Source organism: Aerococcus urinaehominis (assembly GCF_001543245.1).
Taxonomy (GTDB): domain Bacteria; phylum Bacillota; class Bacilli; order Lactobacillales; family Aerococcaceae; genus Aerococcus; species Aerococcus urinaehominis.
In genome coordinates this window covers 702956-726100 of sequence record NZ_CP014163.1, presented here as the reverse complement: position 1 = coordinate 726100, position 23145 = coordinate 702956, and the positions used below count along the sequence as shown (strand labels likewise).

Below are 23145 nucleotides of genomic sequence, written 5' to 3'. Positions count from 1 at the left end.
TAAAATGGAGGGTAGAGTTTAATACCAACTAGACGAGATTATGAAGAGAGGTACAGTGATATGACTAAGGCACAAGACGAGCAGTTTCAACGCTTTAAGGAAAAATTGACTGGTGACTACACTGAGGATATGGCAACAGCCATTGCTTTCTTTAAAAACAATAACCAGGTCAATCCGGAAGAGCTCATCGAGCTAATGGCCTCAGTTTTAGTAGAGCAGCATCCGGAATTTGATTCAGTATTTTCAGAGGTCTACCATTTTATGGCCAACCACGATGACCAAACCTTTATCGACCGCATGTATAACCTGCTCGACCAAGAGGCTTATAACCAGGCCCAGTTTGAAATGAGCATCTTCATGCGACGAATGGAAAATGATTTTGAAAAATATCGGCCCAAGCTAAATACCTCCTACCTCTGTATTCATAGCCTGATTGACCTGTTCCAGTTTAATATTAATAATCCTTATACCATGGAATTAGTGATTCCTGACCGCAACTACAGCTATTTTTACAAGGTCTATGGTGAAATCCTCACAGCCTGTAATGAAAGACGGGAGGCGGTGGAGGCTTACCAGCAGTCGCTCTTATGGAACCCTTATGATACGGAAGTAATCTATACCATGGCCCGGCTCTACCACAAGATGGGCCAGGGGGGAATGTTCTATACAACTGTCTTAAATGGCCTATCCTATTCTATTCGGACTGAGGACCTGGCAACTGGTTTCGCCTTAATGGGAGACTTTTACCGGTATACCCAGGAATATTCCTATGCCGCCCAATTATATTATCTGTCTAATGACTGGTCTAAGAATGACTATGCTAATATCCGCCTCCAGGGCTTGGAGGAGAAAATCACCCTGCCCCAAAAATTTACTGGCGACCAGGCTGACCGCTTTTTAGCTAATCTTAATCTATCTATTTATCCGAATGCTGATGACCTAGATAAGTTATTGGGTCTAGGATCACGTTTCTTGGTAGCCCAAGACTATCAAACCGCCCAACATTATTATCGTCTCTATACAGATATTGTTGATAATGAGGATGTTAACTGCCGCTTAGCCCAGATTGAGGCTAAACTAGCTGATGAAGCATAAAAAATTCCGCGTCTTAACCAAGCTAAGACGCGGATTTTTTTATTTTCCTTTATAGACTTCATGGGGGCGGTAACCAAAGTGTTTAACAAAGGCCCGGTAGAAATTAGAGTAATCACCAAAACCGGCTGTTTGCCAACTATCAGCAATCGTCGCCCCGTGATGGATGGCCTGGTGGGCAAAATGCAGCCGACAGGCCAGTAAGTATTGGTAGACGGTCGTATGATGGTAATCTTGGAAGACCCGGTTGAGGGTGGAGGGTGAGACATCGAAGCGGTTGGCGATATCAGTGACGGTTAAGGCTTCTTTGAAATGATGGTCTAAATAAAATTGTACTTGGTAGGCCAGGTCTTGACGTTCATTAAATTGGATGCGCTGGCTATTGGTTAACTGCTGGTTGTGGCAAATTTCCAGCAGAATAAAGGCCATTCTGGCGGCTAGCGACTTGGCGTGGATAGGGGTCGGCTCCCAGAATTGTTCCGAATAGGTTTGCTGGACCAGGTGGCACAACTCTGTCCAGTTAGATTGGCTATAGCTCAAGCGCTGGGGCCGGTCAAAGAGGGCCATGATTTCCGGGGTCGCTAGGGCCATATTGGTGACGATTTCTAAAAATTGGTCACTAAGGGAAATTACATCAGCCAGGTGGCGGTATTTAGATGTCGGGTTAGCCTGCAGATTTACTTTTTGGTCGGCATAGCTTAACCGACGTTCAACCGTAGCCGGTAGGATGACCAGCTGGTGGGATAACAAATTAATCGGCCGCCCCTCCAGCTCCAGCTGTAAATCCTGGTAAACAACCAGCAATTCATGACGGTGGAAGGAAATATGATTATATTTATCCAAATCCTGGGGATGAAGCTGCATAATTTTAATGCGAAAATGATTTAAGTTGACATGATGGTGTGACATGCCAGCCTCCTCTATAAAATCTAAATTAAGGCAATAAAATGAGGGTGTGCGGATATAGTATGCCTGCTCGAACCCACACTATGCTACTAATATTCCTATAATAGCGAAAGCCTGGGACTTGTGACCCAGGCTCTTCTATTATAATCAAAAGTTTAAATTAAGCCAAGTTGCTTCATTTCAGCCTCCAAGGCTTGGACAGTGGCCTCTTCAGCTTCACCTAAAGGCAGGCGGACTGGGCCAACTTCAAATCCGAGTAGGCGTAAAGCAGCTTTAACCGGAATTGGATTAGGCTCTTGGAAGAGGATATCAGTTAATTTCTTGTACTGAACTTGAATCAGACTAGCCTTAGCATAGTCGCCATTAAGGGCCGCAGCAGTCATTTCATGGACAGCTTGGGGGGCAATATTAGCCAAAACAGAGATAACTCCGCGGCCACCCAAACTCATCAAAGGCACAACCACATCATCATTACCGGAATAAATGGCAAACTGACGGCTATCGATTTGGCCAAAATTGGCTACAGCGTGAGAAAAATCACCAGTTGCATCCTTTAAAGCAACGATATTGTTGATTTGGGCCAAGCGTCCTAGAGTCTCCGGAGCGATTGACATCCCGGTCCGGCCAGGAACATCATAGAGGATAATGTCCTTGTCGGTTGCATTAGCAATTTGCTCAAAGTGTTTGTATAAACCAGACTGGTTGGTTTTTAGGTAGTAGGGAGTGACAGATAAAATGGCATCAGCACCAGCTTCACCACAGGCCTTAGTCAAGGCAACACCGTGACGGGTATCGTTAGAGCCAGCCCCAGCAATGACAGGCACCCTGCCAGCTACATAGTCAACGGTAAATTTAACCAGGTCAATTTGCTCTTGGTCCGTCTGGGTAGAGGCCTCACCTGTCGTTCCAGCTACGATAATGGCATCGGTGCCATTATTAATTTGGAAGTCGACCATTTTTTTAAAGACGTCATAATTAATACTTTGTTGGTCATCGTTATTGTAAGGCGTCACAATTGCTACGCCAGAGCCTGAATAAATTGCCATTTGTTTTTCCTCCTTATAAGCGATAAAAATGTCATAAAAAAAGAGACTTAGAGCAATCGCCTAAGCCTCCATTAATCGGATGAATTCTTGCATTGCCCCTACATAGTGAGCGCTCCTAATAAAAAATGGGCTTAATTATCGGACAGTGGCAGACCTATTCGGACCTACCCCCAACACTCAGGTGTTTCGGCGACCGCACCTTTCACTTCCGTTACTGATTACGTTCGCAGCCTCTACACTATGTACAAGTATTTAATTAACTTTAGCTTAGCATGCCTATCCGGCCTTGTCAATGCAAGCGGTCACAGGTCAACTGTTTAGCGGTAATAGCGGGGAATCCGACTGGAAATAGCGCACAGGACCTCGTAGCCAATGGTATGGCTATGGCGACTCATGGCTTCAGCGCTTTGACCAGGACCAATCAAGGTCACTGGCGTTCCGATAGGTACAGGGGCTTTTAAAGTGATAATAGCCTGGTCCATGCAGACCCGGCCAACAATCTCAGCGGCTTGACCCGCGACTAGGACCTGGTAGCCCTGATAGGCCCGCCACAAGCCGTCCGCGTAACCCAGGGGCAGAGTGGCCAGCCATTCACCTGGCTGGCAGGTATAAGTGGCACCATAAGAGACTTTTTCGCCCCCGGCCATTTGCTTAATGGCCACAATTTGGCTAGTCCAGGTCAAGGCCGGTTTCAGGTCTAGACCAGTCGCCAATTCGCCGTTTGACGGGTTTACCCCATAGAGGCCGATGCCCAAGCGTCCCGCATCCAGAGTCTCTTCCGGATACCAGGTCATCATGGCTGTGTTGGACTGGTGGATGAGCGGCGCCTCATCTAATTGGGAGAGGTCCAGGCCGGCAACTAGTTGTTTAAAGCTTTGGGCTTGCTGGCTTTGCTGGGCCCGGCTAGCAGGTGTTTGGCTATCAGCTGTGGCAAAATGGGTGAAGATACCCGTCAACTGAAACTGTTGCTTGTGGCTGGTGACATAGTCGATAATATCTTGACCACTGGCCACATCACGGACGCCAATGCGGGACATGCCCGAATCAATTTTTAGCTGGATCTTAAGCTGAAAATTGGCCTGGGCCAAAAGGGGTTGGGCTGCTTGTAGCCAAGCTAACTGGCTAACGGTCACATCCAGACCAGCCTCAGCTAATAAAACTGCGTCCTGGCTTTGGCTCAGACCTAAAATTAGGATAGGCTGCTCAATACCGGCCTGGCGTAATTCTAGACCTTCATCAGCAATAGCGACCGCAAAACCATCACAACCCGCCTGGGCCAAGGCCTGGCTGACAGGGACGGCCCCGTGGCCATAGGCATCAGCCTTGACGACAGCGTAGAGAAATTTATCCTTACCGATTTGATTTTGATAGGTTTGATAATTATGTATAATATGTTTAAGCGACACATCAACCTGGCTAGGTCGGTGAATACCGGCTACCATGCCACCACTTCTTTCTATAAGAGATACCCTTTATTCTACCACAGACATTAAGAGAGGAATTTGAAAATGATTAAAGTTTGCTTTGTTTGTTTAGGTAATATTTGCCGGTCTCCCATGGCTGAGGCCGTCATGCGTGACGAGCTTAAAAAAAGAGGGCTTGCTGACCAGATTACGGTTGATTCAGCAGCGACCTCATCCTACAACCTGGGTCAGCCACCCCACCAGGGCACCCAGGAAATCTTAGACCGTCATCATATTTCCAGCCAGGGTCAATTTGCCAGCAAGCTAACTGCTGATATGGCTGAAGACTTTGATTACATCATCGGTATGGACGATAGTAATCTGGATAATATGGCCAAAATATTAGGCGACCAGGTGAAGCTTTACCAGCTGATGGACTTCACCGACCAGCCTGGCGAGATTGATGATCCTTATTTTACCGGCAATTTCGAATTGACCTATGACAAGGTTAAGGCCGGCGTTGACGGCTTAATCGGTTATTTACTAGCTAACCACAGTGAGCTTAGCGATTAAAGCGACCAAACCAGCGGTCAGTCCGACTTTTAGGTAGGCAAAGTTCAACCAGACTAGCAATTAAGGCCCCGACAAAGGTATCTAAGACCCTAAGCAGGGCATAGGAAACCTGGTTTTGTTCCGGAATATTAAAAAAGATAATTAAAAAGGTAGCCGCCCCGCCAACAATGGCTTCTGACTGGATAAAGGCATTGCAGAGCACGATGGTCATAATAATGCCCAGGCCAGGTGCTAGCGCACTCAGCAAGGGCCAATTGGGCAGGTGGTCGAGGGCCAGGGCAGTGACTAGGGCTGATAGGGCCCCAAAAGAAGTGGCCGTTGAACGGAAGAGGCCGAATTTGGCAGTATGGCGCAGGTTGGCCCGCTGGGAGAAAACAGCACCCAGGCCAGCAATCTGTGGACTACCATAAGAGATATAATTGTAGAGAAAAGCAATTAAGAAGATGCTCAGACCAGTTTTAAAGGTCCGCATGCCAATATGGAACTTCGATTTCACAAACGCTAACTCCTTTAAATAAACAATCAATTTAAAAGCGCCGGATGCTAGTTAGGCTAGCGACGGCGCTTGTTTTTTTGATTATAGCCTACTAGCACTGAGAATACTAGTGGTCCTGGATAGGAATAATCTGCAAGTCTTTAGGATAGTGGTTGATGACTTCCGGGCCCTCTGCTTGGGCGATGACTAAATCTTCAATGCGGACAGCAGTCTGGTCGCTTAAATAAATACCAGGTTCAATTGAAAAGACCTGGCCAGCCTCAACCGGGTGGTAGTTACTGGCGGAAACATCACCAGCTTCATGGGCTGAGCGACCGATAAAGTGACCTGTCCGGTGGACAAAGTTTTCTCCGTAACCAGCCTGGTCAATATGGTCGCGGCAGGCGGCATCAATGGCCTGGAATTGCTGGCCAACCTGGCTGGCTTCAATACCTAATAGGTTAGCCTCCAAGCAGGTTTGGTAAAGCTGGCGGTCTAGGTCAGAAACCTGGCCATAGTAAAAGGTGCGGGTCATATCAGATGCATAGCCCTGGTGGCGGCAACCAATATCAACGACAATAGCGTCACCAACTTGGGGCCGGGTGTGGTCACTTTCATGGTGGGGGTCAGCCCCGTTTTTACCATAAGCCACAATTGGTGGGAAGGAAAAACCGCCATCCGCTCCGGCTTCTTGATAGTAGCGCTCGAGGGCTTGGCAGGCTTCAATTTCGCTAGGGCCAGTCGGCAATAGCTCAGTAGCTAAACGAGCCATTACTCGGTCATTAATTAGTGAGGCTGCCCGCATCCGCTCCTGCTCTTGTTCTGATTTGATGCCTCTTTGGGCATCGACATAGAGGGAGGCTAGGCGGAACTTGGCCTCTGAATAGTAGGACATCACCGGTAACAGCTGTCCTGCTGGCCAATATTTATCTACGCCAATTTTAACCTGCTCGTGGGTTTCGACAAAATGATCCAGCCACATAAAGGCCTCAATGGTATCAGTATTATCATCAACCCAGAGAATGTCTAGGTCCAGGTCGGGGTTTTCAGTAAATTGGAATAACTTGTTGGCAATGAGCTGGGGCCGGTAATTGGGCTGGATGACCAAGAGCCAGAGTCGCTCCATAGGTTCAATTTCATAACCAGTATAGTAGGCAATGGCTTCCGGATCAGCCAGAATAATGGCCGCAAAACCCTCAGTAGCAATTTTTTCAGTTAATTGTTGGATGCGTTGTTTTTCTTCCATTTTCTCATCCTCCTAGTTGGTCTTATTCTAGCATAAGGCCAGCCTAATTTTAAAGCTAGCCCATATTAGCTTACATAAAAGCGCCTGGGGTATAAGTTCCAGGCGCTCGCTATTATTGGAATGTTAGTCGTTTAGTTGGGTTCGACTCGGCAGGCATGTCGCCACTTCAGAAATCTGACTCAATAGCTTACGGCTATTGGCCCGATTCCTTCCAGTGGTCCATGCCTAAACGCCGAGTCTCACACCCTGTTTAGTCGGGTTCGCTTTGGCAGACCAGCAGTCCTTTCACACCAGTCAAGACAATATCTGTGATATTGCTTGTCTGGTGCTCCAAGGATTCTGGTCTAAGCGCCAAAGCTCACACCCTGGATTTAGATTTCCTCGCGGTGGTCTTTAATAAAGTCCTCGTATTCATTGAGGGTCATACCATCATGGGTCTCAATGAAATTCTCCCGGGTTTCATTGCGGTAATTTTTCATGGTGCGGGAAAAAATTTCAGCCGTGGTTGGTGGCGTCCAAGAGATGGCGTTGGCGCCTGCCCGGATGACTTCCCGGATGGTTTCTTCGCTTTTACCCCCGGTTGCAATAATAGGGATATCGGGATAGTCACGGCGGATGCGACGCACGATATCCAGGGTATTTTTACCGCCTGAAACATTAAGAATATCAACACCCGCTTCGATACGTTCCTTGATATCCATATAAGGGGTAACAATGGTACCGATAATTGGCGAATCAACAGTTTTTTCGATTTCTTGGATGGTTTCAATTGGCATTGGGGCATTGACAACCACGCCCATAATACCAGCTGATTCCGCTAATAAGGCAATATCAACCGACCGTTTGCCATTAGTCGTGCCACCACCCACACCAGCAAAGACCGGCTGCGAGGCGACATTAGTAATGGCCTGGATAATGGCTGGATGGGGGGAGAAGGGGTAGACAGCCAAAATAGCATCAGCATTGCAATATACCAGGGTAGCAACATCTGTTGAAAAGACAAATGATTTTAATTTACGGCCATAAATTTGAATGCCAGAAGCTTCTTTGATTGCTTCTGGGACTCGGATCATATCTTTACGAAAATGAGAAGAAATATCAGGAACATCAGGTTTTTTTGCCATAGGACACCTTCTTTATATATAATTATTAGACACAGGCATTATACTACAGCCAGCCCCACTAGCTCCAGTAAAATGGTAGCCCCTATCACTCAAGGAGGAGAAGAAATGACAGCCCCGCCCACCCGGTCATATTTGACCAGTGTCCAACTCAAATGGTTGGCCATGACGACCATGTTTATCGACCACCTGGCCGCAGCTCTAGTCCAGCCGGTATCACTTCAAACTGGTCTCGGGTCATTAAGCCTTGGTCAAAGCGACCAATTGGTTTTTCTCATGCGCTTAATTGGCCGTTTGGCCTTTCCCATTTTTTGTTTTTTACTCGTTGAGGGTTTCCGTTATACCCGTAATCGTTGGGCCTATGCCAGACGGTTAGGCTTATTTGCCCTGGTCTCGGAAATACCTTTTGATCTGGCCCTCCACCAGCAAATCTTCTACTGGGGGGGACAAAATGTTTACTTCACCTTGTTTTTAGCCTTCCTAGCCATGGGTTTGATGACCTATTTCAAAGATAGGTCCTATCTGGCAGGAGGTTCTGTCGTCCTTTTGGCCCTCCTAGCCGAGTTACTCGCAACGGATTACGGGGCCTATGGGGTGGTCTTTGTGGTTTTACTTCATTATTATGACCAAAATCGTCTCCGCCAATTAGCCATGGTGGCCTTAACGGGCCTGGCCCAATTAACAGCGAGTCTGGCGGTTATTCCCTTGGCCTGCTACAACGGCAGGAAGGGGCGGGGCAACAGTAAAGTTTTCTATTTATTTTACCCCGTCCATTTACTCGTCCTGGCTATTATCCGCTACCACTTGCTAGGTTATTAAGGAGACTTTGTTAGAAAGAGGAAATTTGATGGATAATCAAGCTTACTTACAAGACTTAATTAGTGATTTACAAGCCCTGGTACAAATACCATCTGTTCGTGACGACCAGAGTGCTGGCCCTGGCCAACCTTTTGGTCAGGAAATTAACCGGGCCCTAACCTGGTTAGAGCATCGCGCTCAAGCCCTGGGCCTGGCAACTAAAAATTTAGCCGGCTATGGCCTCTTAGTCCAGGCACCCGGCCAAGCCATTAAAACAAATCAACCAGACCGGGTCGATATTGTTAGTCATTTAGATGTGGTGCCGGTCGGGTTAGGCTGGACCCGGGACCCATTTGGCGCGCAAATTGTTGACGGGCGCATGTACGGACGTGGCACCAGCGACATGAAGGCGGCTGCCTTAACCACCCTCTATGCCTTAAAGCAGATTAGCGACCAAAATCCAGCTATGAAGCGGCCCATCCGTTTGGTTTTTGGGACTGACGAGGAAACTGATATGGCCGACCTTACGGGCTATATTGCCACCTACGGGCCGCCTAGCTTCGCTTTGACCCCTGATGCCCATTTTCCTATCGGCATTGGTGAAAAGGGGGCGACCACCTGGCAAATTAGTCTGGATTTACCAGCAGATTCCTGCCTGAGCAGTCTAGCTGGTGGCGATGCCGCCAACTCAGTGGCCTCCTGGGCCCAGTTCGACCTACCCCTCGCTAGCAAGGACCAGGCCTTAGCCTACCTAGCTAGTCAGAGTCAGCTTGATTGGGACTACGAAGAAGTTGGTCAGGCGATTAGGGTGACTATTAAGGGTAGGGGTGCCCATGCCTCCCAACCTGAACTGGGGCAAAATGCTCTGGTTCAAGCCCTGGCCTGCCTGGCCGATTTGACCCAGGAAGACCAAGTGAAAGCTCTGTCCCAGGCCTTTGCGGATTATCGGGGACGCGGTCTAGACTTAGAGCGTTCCTCCAAAGAGATGGGCCACTTAACCATCAACTTAGGGACGGCCCGCAGCCAGGACCAAAAACTGCATTTACAAATTGACAGCCGCTTCCCCAATGGGGTAACCAGTGATGAGATCACCGACCAGCTTTACCTGGCCCTGCCTGATGCTGAAATTTGGCGGACCTTTGACACACCAGCCATTTTACTCGACCAGGACCGGCCTGGTATTCAAATCTTACAAAAACGATATGCTGACAATTTCCCGGGTCAGCCCCAGGAGGCCCAGATTAACGGGGCCGTCACCTATAGTAAGATTATTCCAATTGTGTCAGCTTTGGCCCTTATCTGGCTAGTGCACCTCACCTGGCCCACCAGGCTGATGAGTACATCGAGTTAGCCGATTTACCTAAATGGTTAGCCTTTTATAGCCAGGTGCTCCTGGCCCTGGGTCAAGCAGACCATATATAGAAGCAAGCAGAAAGTTAAGTGAAAACGATCAGTAGTGATATGGGAAAAGAGTACTTTTATTTTTATAAAACACTAGACAAACTTAAAATTTTCTTATAAAATCTCTGCATAGTATTCAAACATACTAATTCTTTGTTGAAGCACAGGCCTGGTAGATGTAGGGAGGGATGACGCTTGCATATTAGCTAGTCGGGAGGGTAAATCAGCCGCTCAGGCTAGCAAGTTAACCTCAAGCATAGACTTGGACAAGTGAATTTAACAAAATGGTTACAAACAGATAACAAACCCGCCAAAACTTGAAAATAGCCTTAATTTTTGGTAAAGTTTGTTATGTGTGGGACACGGAATAAGATGGGAATCTTTCTAGTCTTATTTACACAATACATTATATGGAAGTTTCAAATGGAAAAAGAAATCAAATACTCAATCCGTAAATTATCAGTAGGTGTAGCTTCTGTAGCTGTTGCAGCTGCATTCGTAGCTAACGCTAACGCTGTTGAAGCAGCACCAACTGCTGAACAAACTGAAGCTGCTCAAAATGTAGCAAAAGCTGAAGCAGATTTAGCAAAAGCAGAAGAAGCTAAAGCTGCAGCTATTAAAGCTGACCAAGCTGCTCAAAAAGAATTAAAAGACGCTCAAGGCGACTTCGATGCAGCTGATGAAGGCCACACTAAAGCACAAGCAGATGCTAAAAAAGCAACTGATGAACGTGACGAAGCTAAGAAAGCTTTCGATAAAGCAGAAGCAGATTTAACAACTGCAACTAAAGAACGTGACGATGCACAAGCTGACCGCGATAACAAAGAAAAAGTTGTTGAATTAATCAAAGGTAACGTAGACAGTAAAGACAAGGCTTTAAAAGCTGCTCAAGGCGCTAAAGCTGTAGCTGACCAACGTAAAATTGAAGCTGATGCAGCTGCTTCTGCTGCTGCAACTGCGGAAACAGCTGCTAAGGCTGCAACTGCAACTGCAGAAGCTGCTAAGAAAACAGCTGAAGATGTTGCTGTTCAGAAAGCAGAAGCTTTAGTTAAAGCTAACGAAGCTGCTAACGCGCAAACTATCGTAGCTGCTGCTTTAAACTCTGCTTCAGAAGCTGCTAAACAAGCACAAACAGAAGCTGAAGAAGCTGACAAAGGTGTTACAGAAGCAATCGCTCGCTTAAATGCTGCTAAAGCTGCTTTAGGTACTCCAGAAGCAAACGCTACTGCTGTTGAACAAGCTGAACATGCGCTTTCTGTAGCTAAAGCTGACAAAGCAATTGCTGAGGCTAACTTAGTTAAAGCTAACCTTAAAGTAAGCGAAAAAACTGCAGAGGCTGCAACAGCTGCTGCTGCTGCAACAGCTGCAAAAACTGAATTAGCACGCTTAGAAGCTGCTGAAGTAACAGCTCAAGAAAATTTTAAGACTGCTACAGACGCTGCTGAAACTGCTCGCAAAGCTTTAGTAGATGCTCAAGCTAAAGAAGCAGATGCAGTTAAAAAAGCTGCTGCTGCTAAAGCTGACGCTGAAAACAAAGCTAAAGTTGCTGAATTATTAAAAGGTAACGTTGAAGATCGTCAAAAAGCTTTACAAGCTGCTCAAAAAGAATTAGACGTAGCTAACGATCGTTTAACTAAAGCAGAGACTGCTTTAACTAACGCTAAAAGCAAATACACTACAGCTAAAGCAGACTTAGAAACTAAAGAAGCTGCTCTTAAGACAGCTAACCAAAACGTAGTTGAAGCTGCTAAGAAATTAGTAGATGCTGCTAAACGTTTAGGTGACGCCGAAGTTGCTTTAGACAAAGCTAAACAAAAAGCAATCGCTACTGAAGCTGAAAAAATCGTTGCTGCTAACCAAGAGGCTGCTGCTAAGAACTTAGACCCAGTTTACCCAGAATACGCTGGTAAGACTGTTGAAGAAGTTAAAGCTGCTCTAGCTGACGCAGAAGCTAAAAAAGCTGGTAAGACTGTAGAAAAAGTTAAAGACCAAGCTACCCAAACGCCAGCTGATCAAAACCAAGCTGGTCAAGCTCAAGATCCAGCTGCTCCAGCTGATAACAAAGAAAAACCAGCTGACAACAAACAAGAAAAACCAGCTGACAAGAAAGAAGACAAGAAAGCTCAAGACGCAGCTGCAGCTAACAACAAGAAAGCTGCTGACAAGAAAGCCGCTGCTGCAAACAAAGCTGCAGCTAACAAAGCCGCTGACAAGAAAGCTTCAAACAAAGCTGCTGCTAAACAAGAAGCTGGTAAAGCTGCCCTACCTTCAACTGGTTCAGTTGCAAGCGTAGCTGGTTTAGGCTTAGCTCTTGCTGGTTTAGGTGCTGGTTTAGTATTCCGTAAAAAAGAAGACTAATTCCCACAAACCATCTTATTCCAAAGATGTCTAACAAATAATCAAATAAAGTCCTAGTAGTAAACTAGGCATGATCGCGACGATAAGAAGAGGTTGAAGCTTTAGGCTTCAGCCTCTTTTTTTGTACAGAAAAAAGCTGGCCACTCAAATAGGAGCCACCAGCTATAAAATATTAGACTGTAAATATTGCATTTTTTGTCATATGCAGCTTGCTAAAAGTAAAAATTATTGGTCATCTTTAGCAAAAAAGAGCGATTGCAGGATTGTGAATAGGATGAGTAGGGCGTATCCGAGAATCTTACGGTTACGTTTCTTTTGAGCTTGACTTGTCGCCATGGTCTGGCCTCCTCTCCTGATTATTCTTTGCTTTTCCCATTATATCAAGATTGTTCAAAGTTTTCAATAATGCGCTTTCATTAGCTTTTATATCTCCGCTCCAATTATTTTGCAATCTTTGACATTTACCTCTTGAAAACACTACCACATTTAGGCTAGAATTAAGGTGAGAGGGGTATGCAAGTCTGTTGCAGCCGTCACTCGGACAATTTGTTGCTCAGTCAACAGTAAAGAAGGAGATAAGATACTATGGAAATGAGTTTTAGATGGTATGGTCATCATGACCCAGTTACCCTAAAAGATATCCGTGAAATTCCAGGTATGGAAGGTATTGTTACTGCAGTTTATGATGTGCCAGTTGGTGAGGCTTGGCCATTAGAAAATATCATGAAATTAAAAGAGGATGTTGAAGCAGAAGGCTTACATATTTCTGTTATCGAATCAATCCCAGTTCATGAAGACATCAAATTAGGTAAGGACAACCGCGATGAATTGATCGAAAACTATAAAGAATCAATTCGTAACGTTGGTAAGGCTGGTATTCCAGTGGTATGTTACAACTTCATGCCTGTATTTGACTGGACACGCTCAGACTTAAACAAATCATTACCTGACGGCTCAACTTCATTAGCATTCTTAAAATCAGATATTGAGAAAATGGATCCATTATCTGGTGAATTAAGCCTACCTGGTTGGGATTCTTCATACACTAAAGAATCCATGGCCCAAGTCTTCAAAGACTATGAGTCTGTAGATGAAGAAAAATTATGGGAAAACCTGGAGTACTTCATCAAAGCCATTATGCCAACTGCTGAGGAAGCTGGCGTGAAAATGGCGATCCATCCAGATGATCCACCATACTCAATCTTTGGTCTACCACGTATCATTACTGGTCAAAAATCAGTTGAGCGTTTCTTAGACATCTATGATTCTGAGTACAATGGTATCACCATGTGTGTTGGTTCATACGCTTCTACCTTAGAAAATGACGTTGTGGCGATGACTGAGTACGCCTTAAAACGTAACCGGATTAACTTCATGCATACCCGTAACGTGGCCACTGGCGACTGGGGCTTCCAAGAAGTGGCTCACTTATCAGAAGCTGGTAACATCGACATGAACGCCATTATCAAGCTGTTAGTTGAGTATGACTGGCAAGGGGCTATCCGTCCTGACCACGGCCGTCGTATCTGGGGTGACCAAACTGAAACACCTGGTTATGGCTTGTATGACCGTGCTTTAGGTGCAGCTTACTTCAACGGCTTAATCGAAGCTAACATGAAGGTCCAAGGCAAAGACCATAGCTTTAATACTGAGAAACCTAGCTACTAATCTGTAGTTGCATTAATAGAAAGAAGGCATAGATATTATGGCAAATCCATTTGTACATGATTTTACTGGCAAAACTGTCGTATTAACAGGTGCTGGTGGTGTAATTATTTCTAAAATCGCTGAATCATTTGCGCAAGCTGGTGCTAACGTAGCCCTACTTGACTTAAATGAAGAGGCTGCTAACAAGGTAGCTGAAGAAATCAACGCTTCAGGTGCAGCTGGTAAGGCTGCTGGTTACCTATGTAACGTGTTAGAGCTTGAATCAATCCAAGCTGCACACGATGCCATCAAGGCTGACTTCGGTCCTTGCGACATCCTTGTTAACGGTGCTGGTGGTAACAACCCACGCGCTACTGCTGACAACGAATTCCACGAAGTAGACCTACCTGAAGATACTAAATCATTCTTCGATTTAGATCCAGCTGGTGTTGAATTTGTCTTCAACTTAAACTTCTTAGGTACTTTATTACCTACTCAAGTTTTTGCTAAAGAAATGGTTGGTCGCGAAGGTGCCAACATCATCAACGTATCTTCAATGAACGCCTTCACACCATTAACTAAGATTCCTGCTTACTCAGGTGCTAAAGCAGCGATTTCTAACTTCACTCAATGGTTGGCTGTTCACTTCTCACATGTTGGCGTACGTTGCAACGCCATTGCGCCAGGTTTCCTAGTGTCTAACCAAAACATTGACTTAATGTTCGAAGCAGACCATGAAACCCTAAAACCTCGTGGTGAGAAAATTATCCGCAATACCCCAATGGGTCGTTTCGGTGAAGCTGAAGAAATGGTTGGTCCAACGTTATTCTTAGCTGACGAGAAAGCAGCCAGCTTCGTTAACGGTGTGGTATTACCAATCGACGGTGGCTTCTCAGCTTACTCTGGCGTTTAATAATAAATATCACTCATTAATTGTTTGAGATGAGGGGCAGTTTTGACAGTATAATAGATGTTGTCTAACTTGCCCCTTTATTTAATTTAGGAGGAATATACATGGCAGTTTTACCTAATGAATTTACCAAAGAAAAAGATTTCTTATTCTGTGTTGACTCAGATGGTTGTGCAATGGACACCATGAACGTTAAACACTATGACTATTTTGGCCCATTAGCCGCAGAAGTTTACGGTATTGAAGACAAGGAAAAATTCCAGGAAGACTGGAACCGGGTTAACCTATTTTCTTCTACTCGTGGCGTTAACCGCTTCAAAGCCCTAGCTATCTGCTTGGCCAATGCCAAAGAAGCGGGCGAAGATATCGTTGATATCACAGCTTTAAAACAATGGACTGATGAGTCAACCTCTCTATCTAACGGTGCTTTAGAAGAAGTTTTAGAAACTAATTCAGACGAGTCATTGAAACTAGCTTTGAAATGGTCTCAAGCTGTTAACGAAGGTATCGAAAAAGAATTAGCTGGTAATGATAAACCATTCCCAGGTGCTAAAGAAGGCTTAGAACAAGTGACGCAGGTAGCTGACGTTGCCATCGTCTCTTCAGCTAACGGTGAAGCCCTACAATCTGAGTGGACCCGCCACGGTTTAATGGATTCAGTAGATGTTGTCTACGGTCAAGAAGCAGGTTCTAAGGCTGAAGCTATTGCTGACTTATTAGAGCATGGCTACGGCAAAGATGAGATCTTAATGGTCGGCGATGCCCCTGGTGACTTAAAAGCAGCTGAATCTAATGGCGTGCTCTTCTACCCAATCTTATTCGGTAGCGAAAAAGAATCTTGGGACCGTCTCCAAAACGAAGCAGCCGATAAATTCTTAAACAAAGAATACAAAGGCGACTACCAAGACAAAGTCATCCAAGAATTCAAAGACCTACTGGCTAAATACGACTAATTCCTAGCAGACTAACTTATTTGTCTCTTAGGGGCAAAAATAAAGATTAATTGACTGAAGGTACTTTTAATTTGTGAAACCGTTTACTCTAAAAGTGGTTTCAGCATATAATAAGATTGTTATCAAAAAGGAGGACTTTTAATGGCTAATAAATCAGAAACTGTTGTACAAATGAAAGAAAACTTCCTCTTCGCCGTTGTCCGTGGTGACAGCGAACAAGCAGGTTATGAAATTTCTAAGGCTGCCTATGAGGGTGGCGTGAAGAACGCAGAAGTAACTTTCTCAACTCCAGGCGCTGAACGCGTTATCGCCCGCCTAGCAGAAGAATTTGCTGGTACAGATATGGTAGTTGGTGCTGGTACCGTCTTAGATGCGGTAACTGCTCGTATTGCTATCTTAAACGGCGCTCAATTTATCGTATCACCTACTTGGGTACCTGAAATTGCGACCATCTGTAACCTTTACACTGTACCTTACCTACCAGGTTGCGGTAGCGTAACAGAAGTGCAACGTGCCCTTGAAGCAGGCTGTGAAATTGTTAAAGCCTTCCCAGGTGGTTTACTGGGCACCAGCTTCATCAAGGACGTTCATGGACCAATTCCACAAGTTGAAATCATGCCTTCAGGTGGCGTTAACCTAGACAACATGGCAGAATGGATCAACAACGGTGCTTGGGCTGTAGGTGTAGGTTCAGCCTTGACTAAACGTTATAAACAAGATGGCGTGGAAAGCGTCAAAGAAGAATCTCAAAAATTTGCTGACAAATTAGCTGAGATTAAAGCAGGTAAGTAAGGTGCTTAAAAAGGTCGTAACCTTAGGCGAAATCCTACTACGCCTAACTACCCAAGATAGCGAGCGCTTTTCTCAAGCGCAAACTCTAGAAGCAACTTACGGTGGGTCTGAGGCTAACATTGCCTCAACTATCGCCCACCTTGGTATGTGGGCTAGCTTTGTGACTGCTGTGCCAGACAATGAGATTGGCCAATCTGCCATTGAATTTGTCCGCAAGCAGGGTGTCCATACTGGCTACATGAAAAAGCAGGGCGATCGTTTGGGCCTTTATTTTGCTGAAAAGGGCCATTCTATCCGTCCCTCTAAGATTGTCTACGACCGCAAGGACTCAGCCTTTATGGAGTCTAAGCCGGAAGACTATGACTATGACCAGATTTTTGAGGATGCCAACTGGTTCCATACATCTGGTATTACAGCTGCCTTGTCAGATGACTTATTTGAACTGACCCGCCAGTGCATGAAGGAAGCCAAAGACCGCGGCTTAACCGTATCCCTAGACCTGAATTACCGGTCTAGCCTTTGGGATTTTGATGTCGCCCGCCACAAGATGGTAGAGCTCTTGCCCTACGCCGATGTCTTATTTGGTATTGAACCCCTCTTTATTGAAGATGAAGACGGTAATGACTACAAGGATAACCAAGGTCTAAAATTACCTTATGACTTCACCACCATTGAGCCCCACCTGGCCTATATTGCTGAACGTTATGATTTGCGGGCCATTGCCTTGACTAAACGGTCAGTCATTAATGCCAGTCGCAATATCTTACAGTCATATGTCTATTTTGAAGGGTCGCTACTAGCTTCCCAAGTCTATGACGTCGATATTATTGATCGGATTGGGGGCGGGGATGCCTTTGCTGCTGGTTTGATTTACGCGATTAACTCTGGTAATTATAAGCCACAAGAAATTATTGAGTTTGCCAATGCCACCTTCGCCTTGAAACATACGATTCCTGGTGATATGGCGATTGTTACTCTGGATGATGTCCATAACTTGGTCAACAGCCGGGGCGGCTTCGACGTGAAGCGTTAACCACTAAAGACTACAAGGAGGATTATTAATGGGATTAATTAAAGACGATTTTATGTTACAAACAGAAACAGCTAAACGTTTGTACCATGAATACTCAGCACCACAACGTATTTTTGACTACCACTGTCACTTAAACCCACAAGAAATTGCCGAAGACCATAAATTCCGTAATGTGACTGAATTATGGTTAGGTGGCGACCACTACAAGTGGCGGGCTATGCGTGCTATGGGCTTTGACGAAAAATACGTTACTGGTGATGCTTCTGATGAAGAGAAATTCCAAGCTTGGGCCCAAACTGTACCAGATACAGTAGGTAACCCACTTTACCACTGGACAGCCTTAGAGCTTAAACGTTATTTCGATATCGATGAGCCTTTAAATGGCGACAACTGGAAAGAAATCTACGACAAGTGTAATCAAGTGATTGAAGAACGTAACTATACAGCACGTACTTTAATCACTAACTCTAACGTCGACTTCATCTGTACAACTGACAATCCTTATGACTCATTAGAGTATCATAAACAAATTGCTGAAGATGATAGCTTCGATACCGTCGTTGTACCTGGCTTCCGTCCTGACGAAGCCTTTGCAGTTGGCGAGCAAAAATTCGTTGACTTCTTAGCTAAGATGGAAAATGCTAATGGTATCAAGATTGATTCTTTTGCTAAATTATTAGAATCATTAGAAGACCGTATCCAGTTCTTCGCTGACCATGGCTCAAACATTTCTGACCACGGTTTAGCTAAGATTGCTTATGTTGAAGCTGACCAAGCTGAAATTGATGCCATTTTCGAAAAAGCAGCCAAAGGTGAAGCTGTAACGGACGAAGAATATGCTAAATTCCAATCAGCCTTATTACGTGAATTAGGTAAAATCTACCACGCTAAAGGCTTTGTAATGCAAATCCACTTCGGTGCTATCCGTAACAACTCTACTCGCATCTTTGAACAAGTTGGACCAGATGCTGGTGTGGACTCAGTTAACGACCAAGCAGGTGTGGCTGAAGCCTTAAATGGTATTTTAGATTCAATGGATAAAACTGATCAATTACCTAAGACCATCGTTTATCCATTAAACTCTGCCTACTTTGACGTGGTTGGTACCACTTTAGCTAACTTCCAATCTAACAACCAAGGCTTCAAATCTCGTTGCCAATTAGGTTCTGGCTGGTGGTTCAACGACACGAAATACGGTATGTTGAAACAGTTCAAGTCACTTTCAGAAGCTGGCTTAATCATGCACTTTGTAGGTATGCTAACAGACTCACGGAGCTTCATTTCTTATACACGTCATGAATACTTCCGTCGTTTATTCTGTGACTACATTGGTGATTTAGTAGAACGCGGTGAAATCGCTGAAGATGAAGCCCTACTAGAACGCTTAATCACAGGCGTAAGCTACAACAACGCTATCCAATACTTTGGCTTTGAAAAATAATAGTCTACTGACTCTAAACTGATCGAACCCGACTATGATACGAAAATTTGTATATAGTGAGAGCTGGGGACTTATGTCCCTGGCTTTTTTGTTGCATCTACAATCTCTGAAGGCGCTTGCCTTGCACTTTTTAAGCTTATCTTTTATAGTTAAAGTGATTATGCAAGTCAGAGAGCGGAGGTTAAAACTATGAAAATTAAATTACTAGAACCTTTAAATGTGCCAGCTGAAACCATTGATGCATTAGCCCAACCCTTGCGTGAGGCAGGTCATGACTTTGTTTACTATGATGAACGTACCACCGATCCGCAAGAACTAGCCAAACGCAGCCAAGATGCCGATATTGTAATTATTGCCAATACCCCTTATCCCAAAGAGGCATTTGCAGGTGCCGACAACTTAAAGCTGATTGATGTGGCCTTTACTGGGATCGATCATGTCGATACTGAGGCGGCTGAGGCGGCCGGCATCAGAGTGGCTAATGCGGCTGGTTACGCAGCCACCGCGGTACCGGAATTAGTATTGGGACTAACCCTCGGTCTATACCGACACTTACTAGCTGGTGACCAGGATACCCGCCAGGTTGAAGATTTTACCGGTCAAAGTCAGGGCCGAGAAATTAAAGGGAAAACGGTAGGGATTGTCGGTACCGGTAACCTGGGTATCGAAACGGCCCGCCTATTTAAAGCTTTTGGTGTTAAACTTTTAGGCTATAATCGTAGTGAAAAGGCTGAAGCCAAGGACTTAGGCTTAGAATATGTAGATTTAGATGAACTTTTAAGCCAAAGTGACATCGTCACCATCCACCTGCCTGCGACCAAGGAAACGGAAAAGTTAATAGATAAAACTGCCCTAGCCAAGATGAAAAAAGACGCAATCTTAATTAATGTGGCTAGAGGCCCTATTGTTGACAATGATGCCTTAGCTCAAGCCCTAAATAAGGGTGAAATTGCCGGGGCGGGGATTGATGTCTATGATATGGAACCGCCAATTCCTAGCGATTATCCGCTATTATCAGCTAAAAATACCTTGTTGACACCCCATGTTGGCTTTTTAACTGATGAAGCCATGCTGGACCGGGCCCAGATCGCCTTTAAAAATGCGGAAAAATTTATTGCTGGCGACCCACAAAATATTTTAGTTTAAGTTAAAAATAGTCATAGCCAGGCGTCTGGGGGTGGGGTCTGTGTTATAATGGTTGTTTAAGAGTGTATTCATGTTAAAGAGGTGGAAAGATTGAAAATTGGCATCGATAAAATAGGTTTTTATACCCCGCCCTTCTATGTTGATATGGCGGACCTAGCCCAAGCCCGCGATACCGATCCCGCTAAATACCAAATTGGTCTGGGCCAGGACCAGATGGCGGTGGCGCCGATCAGCCAGGATACAGTGACCATGGCAGTCAATGCCGCCAACCAGATTTTGACTGACCAAGACCGGCAGGACATTGATTTTGTGATTGTCGGTACCGAAACGGGGATTGACCAGTCAAAGGCTAGTGCTGTTTATGTCCATGATCTGCTAAATATCAATCCCTACGCCCGGGCCATTGAAATGAAAGAAGCCTGCTATGGGGCTACAGTCGGACTGCAAACAGCTGTTGACCATATTGCCCGTCGGCCTGACCGCAAGGCCCTAGTCATTGCTTCGGATATTGCCCGTTATGGTCTAAATACATCAGGCGAGCCGACCCAAGGTGCTGGTGCTGTGGCTATTTTGGTCAGCGCTAACCCGCGCATTGCCGCTGTGTCGCCAACTGCCAGCTACTATACCGGGGACATTATGGACTTCTGGCGGCCCAATTATTCTAAAACAGCCCAAGTGGATGGTCATTACTCCACCAAGATGTATTTAGACTATTTGACCCATGTTTGGGAAGACTACAAGGAGCAAACTGGGATGAGTGTGGCGGATTTAGCGGCTGTCTGCCTCCACCTGCCTTACGGCAAAATGGGTGAGAAGGGCTTGCGCCGGTTGACCAAAGAAGCTGACAAGCCTCACAAGCAAGATTTGAAAGCTAAATTTGTTGATGCCCGGGCCTATAACCGCCAGGTAGGCAATGTTTACACGGCCTCACTTTATCTCAGCCTAATCAGTCTGTTAGAGCATAACCAGGACCTAGCGCCGGGTGACTTAGTGGGCATGTATTCCTATGGATCAGGGGCAGTTGGTGAATTCTTCACCCTAGAACTGATGGCTGGCTACCGTGACTGCTTAAATGTTGACGACCATCAAATGATGCTAGACCAGAGACAGCGGTTAACGGTCCCTGAATATGAAGCCATGTTCACAGACCAGGTGCCTGAAGATGGGGGAGACCACCACTTCCACCAGGCAGGCGACCATAGTCCTTGCCAACTCGTTGGTATTAAAGACCATATGCGCTGCTACCAGATGGCTAACCAGTCGCGTCACTAAGACTAGTTAAACAACAAGTAGCCCCAGCCAGGCATAGATTCTGATGAGTCTAGCCTGCTGGGGCTTTTTTATATGCTACTAGTGGTCTGTTTAAGATTTATCCTCTTGCTTTGCCCGCATATCAGCTAGGATTTGCCGGGCAAGGTCTTGACTGACTGGTATTTGGCTGTCTTTGAGAGCCTGGGCAAGCTCAGCTACTTCTTGGTCTTGGGCGCCAACTTGTAGGGCCAGATTGCGATATTGGAGGCTCATATGGCCAGCTTGGATGCCTTCAGCCACTAGGGCGCGGAGGGCGGCTAAGTTCTGGGCCAGGGCTAAGCCAGCAACCACCATCATTAGCTCTTGGCTAGTCGGTCGACCGAGTAGATCAAGATTAATTTGGGCCTGGGGGTGGTTGGCAATCGAGCCACCAACTGTTCCCAGGGTGAGGGGAAGGGTGATCTGGCCAGTTAGAAGGTCGGCCTCGCCATCATAACTCCACTGGGCCAGACCGCGGTAGTGGCCATCCTGGCTGGCATAGGCATGGATACCGGCTTCAACTGCCCGCCAATCATTACCAGTGGCTAAGACCAGGGCATCAATCCCATTCATTATCCCCTTGTTGTGGGTCGTAGCCCGGTAGCGGTCCACCTGGGCCAACTGACTAGCCAGGGCAATCCGTTGGGCGACTTGACCGCCCTTGAGACCACCACCCTTGAGCTGGCGTCCCTTGATTTGACAGCTGGCAGTCACCAAAGACTGGGGACTGTAATTTGATAGAATAGCCATCAGAGCCTGAATCTCAGGATTGATTTGGTCCTGGAAGCGGGCGACTAGCTCATCTTTTAAGACCTCTAATATCGTATTCATAGTATTGGCGCCCATGGCTTCTTGACTATCCAGGTCCAGGTAGAGGATAAAGAAACGGGTACCCTGAGAGGCTTCCCCCTTGAAGGTTGTGTAGATATGGCGGGCACCACCACCCCGGGCCAGGAGGCTAGGCTTGACCTGGTTGGCTAAAGCCAGCAGGCGGTCTTGATCTTGGTTGACAAATTCAGTTAGCCGGTCTTCATCTTGGGGGTCAAAACCGTAAAAGGCAATTTGACCAGTTAATAATGACTGGGTCACTTCAGCCTGGCAGCCACCGTTACGGTTAATAATTTGACTGCCAAAAGAGGCTGCTGCGATAACGCTGGCCTCCTCAGTAGCCATGGGTATTAGGTAGTCCTGGTGGTTAACAATTAATTGGGGGACAAAGCCTAAGGGCAGACCGTAGCTGCCCACGGCGTTTTCAATCATTTGGTCTGCTAATTGGGCACTCAGCCCCTGGTTATTAATAAGACTTTGGGCCTGGTCAGCATTCAGGTAGCCAAGTTGCACCAGTGACTGAATACGATCTTCCCGGCTCAGTTTGCTATAGTTTATACGCTTTGATGACATGGTCATATCCTTTCTAAAAGTAAAGTTAAAAAAGGGTGTGAGCTTTGGCGCTCAGGAATGAATCACTGGAAGGAATTAGGCCAATAGCAACAAGCTATTGAGACTAATTTCTG

The 23145-nt window shown here is 45.8% G+C and carries 20 protein-coding genes and 1 riboswitch; of the genes, 13 read left to right on the top strand and 7 right to left on the bottom strand.

Annotation, left to right across the window (positions count from 1 at the left end; all coding sequences use genetic code 11):
- Positions 1–60 precede the first annotated feature (60 nt).
- On the top strand, positions 61–1095 hold the full coding sequence (locus tag AWM75_RS03105) for a hypothetical protein (RefSeq protein WP_067978101.1): 1035 nt from the start codon (positions 61–63) through the stop codon (positions 1093–1095).
- Positions 1096–1134: 39 nt separating this feature from the next.
- Here AWM75_RS03105 and AWM75_RS03100 read toward each other — a convergent pair whose 3' ends face one another.
- From AWM75_RS03100 to alr, 3 genes are all read right to left on the bottom strand, one after another.
- Positions 1135–2001 carry a helix-turn-helix domain-containing protein gene (locus AWM75_RS03100; RefSeq protein WP_067978098.1) on the bottom strand — a complete coding sequence of 289 codons (867 nt, stop codon included), beginning with the start codon at positions 1999–2001 and terminating at the stop codon, positions 1135–1137.
- A gap of 152 nt (positions 2002–2153) precedes the next feature.
- Complete coding sequence (dapA, locus tag AWM75_RS03095; protein WP_067978095.1) at positions 2154–3044, bottom strand: 4-hydroxy-tetrahydrodipicolinate synthase; 891 nt, start codon at positions 3042–3044, stop codon at positions 2154–2156.
- 100 nt (positions 3045–3144) lie between these two features.
- Positions 3145–3288: riboswitch (Lysine riboswitch) on the bottom strand.
- A 73-nt stretch (positions 3289–3361) separates the two neighbouring features.
- A complete protein-coding gene (gene alr, locus AWM75_RS03090) occupies positions 3362–4486 on the bottom strand; it encodes an alanine racemase (protein WP_067978092.1) in 1125 nt (374 codons plus the stop codon).
- Positions 4487–4552: 66 nt separating this feature from the next.
- Between alr and AWM75_RS03085 the strand changes: the two genes are divergently transcribed.
- Entirely contained in the window at positions 4553–5020 is a 468-nt protein-coding gene (locus tag AWM75_RS03085; RefSeq protein ID WP_067978090.1) for a low molecular weight protein-tyrosine-phosphatase, read from the top strand.
- On the opposite strand, the gene AWM75_RS03080 is transcribed toward AWM75_RS03085, so the two are convergent.
- From AWM75_RS03080 to AWM75_RS03070, 3 genes are all read right to left on the bottom strand, one after another.
- Positions 5010–5516: an FUSC family protein gene (locus AWM75_RS03080; RefSeq protein ID WP_067978088.1), complete on the bottom strand. Its 507-nt coding sequence runs from the start codon at positions 5514–5516 to the stop codon at positions 5010–5012. The two genes, AWM75_RS03085 and AWM75_RS03080, sit on opposite strands and share 11 nt — an antisense overlap.
- A gap of 106 nt (positions 5517–5622) precedes the next feature.
- Positions 5623–6741, bottom strand: coding sequence for a M24 family metallopeptidase (locus AWM75_RS03075; RefSeq protein WP_067978086.1), 1119 nt, complete (start codon positions 6739–6741; stop codon positions 5623–5625).
- Positions 6742–7112: 371 nt separating this feature from the next.
- Positions 7113–7865, bottom strand: coding sequence for a beta/alpha barrel domain-containing protein (locus tag AWM75_RS03070; RefSeq protein WP_067978083.1), 753 nt, complete (start codon positions 7863–7865; stop codon positions 7113–7115).
- A 105-nt stretch (positions 7866–7970) separates the two neighbouring features.
- On the opposite strand from AWM75_RS03070, the gene AWM75_RS03065 reads away from it, so the two are divergent.
- The 11 genes from AWM75_RS03065 to AWM75_RS03015 all read left to right on the top strand — a co-directional run bounded on the left by AWM75_RS03065 (position 7971) and on the right by AWM75_RS03015 (position 21613).
- On the top strand, positions 7971–8681 hold the full coding sequence (locus AWM75_RS03065; RefSeq protein WP_067978081.1) for a TraX family protein: 711 nt from the start codon (positions 7971–7973) through the stop codon (positions 8679–8681).
- A gap of 28 nt (positions 8682–8709) precedes the next feature.
- Entirely contained in the window at positions 8710–10011 is a 1302-nt protein-coding gene (locus tag AWM75_RS03060) for a Sapep family Mn(2+)-dependent dipeptidase (protein ID WP_067978077.1), read from the top strand.
- Positions 10012–10484: 473 nt separating this feature from the next.
- Positions 10485–12419 carry a YSIRK-type signal peptide-containing protein gene (locus tag AWM75_RS03055; protein ID WP_067978075.1) on the top strand — a complete coding sequence of 645 codons (1935 nt, stop codon included), beginning with the start codon at positions 10485–10487 and terminating at the stop codon, positions 12417–12419.
- 585 nt (positions 12420–13004) lie between these two features.
- On the top strand, positions 13005–14087 hold the full coding sequence (uxuA, locus tag AWM75_RS03050; protein WP_067978072.1) for a mannonate dehydratase: 1083 nt from the start codon (positions 13005–13007) through the stop codon (positions 14085–14087).
- Between the two features lie 37 nt (positions 14088–14124).
- Positions 14125–14979 carry an SDR family oxidoreductase gene (locus tag AWM75_RS03045; protein ID WP_067978070.1) on the top strand — a complete coding sequence of 285 codons (855 nt, stop codon included), beginning with the start codon at positions 14125–14127 and terminating at the stop codon, positions 14977–14979.
- A 101-nt stretch (positions 14980–15080) separates the two neighbouring features.
- Positions 15081–15929 carry an HAD family hydrolase gene (locus tag AWM75_RS03040; protein WP_067978067.1) on the top strand — a complete coding sequence of 283 codons (849 nt, stop codon included), beginning with the start codon at positions 15081–15083 and terminating at the stop codon, positions 15927–15929.
- 141 nt (positions 15930–16070) lie between these two features.
- A complete protein-coding gene (locus tag AWM75_RS03035) occupies positions 16071–16721 on the top strand; it encodes a bifunctional 2-keto-4-hydroxyglutarate aldolase/2-keto-3-deoxy-6-phosphogluconate aldolase (protein WP_067978065.1) in 651 nt (216 codons plus the stop codon).
- Between the two features lies 1 nt (position 16722).
- Entirely contained in the window at positions 16723–17754 is a 1032-nt protein-coding gene (locus tag AWM75_RS03030; RefSeq protein WP_067978063.1) for a sugar kinase, read from the top strand.
- 28 nt (positions 17755–17782) lie between these two features.
- On the top strand, positions 17783–19195 hold the full coding sequence (uxaC, locus tag AWM75_RS03025; RefSeq protein WP_067978061.1) for a glucuronate isomerase: 1413 nt from the start codon (positions 17783–17785) through the stop codon (positions 19193–19195).
- Positions 19196–19384: 189 nt separating this feature from the next.
- Positions 19385–20341 (top strand): NAD(P)-dependent oxidoreductase, encoded by a 957-nt coding sequence (locus AWM75_RS03020; RefSeq protein ID WP_067978058.1) that lies wholly within the window; start codon positions 19385–19387, stop codon positions 20339–20341.
- 81 nt (positions 20342–20422) lie between these two features.
- Positions 20423–21613: a hydroxymethylglutaryl-CoA synthase gene (locus AWM75_RS03015; protein WP_335338822.1), complete on the top strand. Its 1191-nt coding sequence runs from the start codon at positions 20423–20425 to the stop codon at positions 21611–21613.
- A 90-nt stretch (positions 21614–21703) separates the two neighbouring features.
- On the opposite strand, the gene AWM75_RS03010 is transcribed toward AWM75_RS03015, so the two are convergent.
- Entirely contained in the window at positions 21704–23032 is a 1329-nt protein-coding gene (locus AWM75_RS03010; RefSeq protein ID WP_067978052.1) for a hydroxymethylglutaryl-CoA reductase, degradative, read from the bottom strand.
- Positions 23033–23145: the final 113 nt, after the last annotated feature.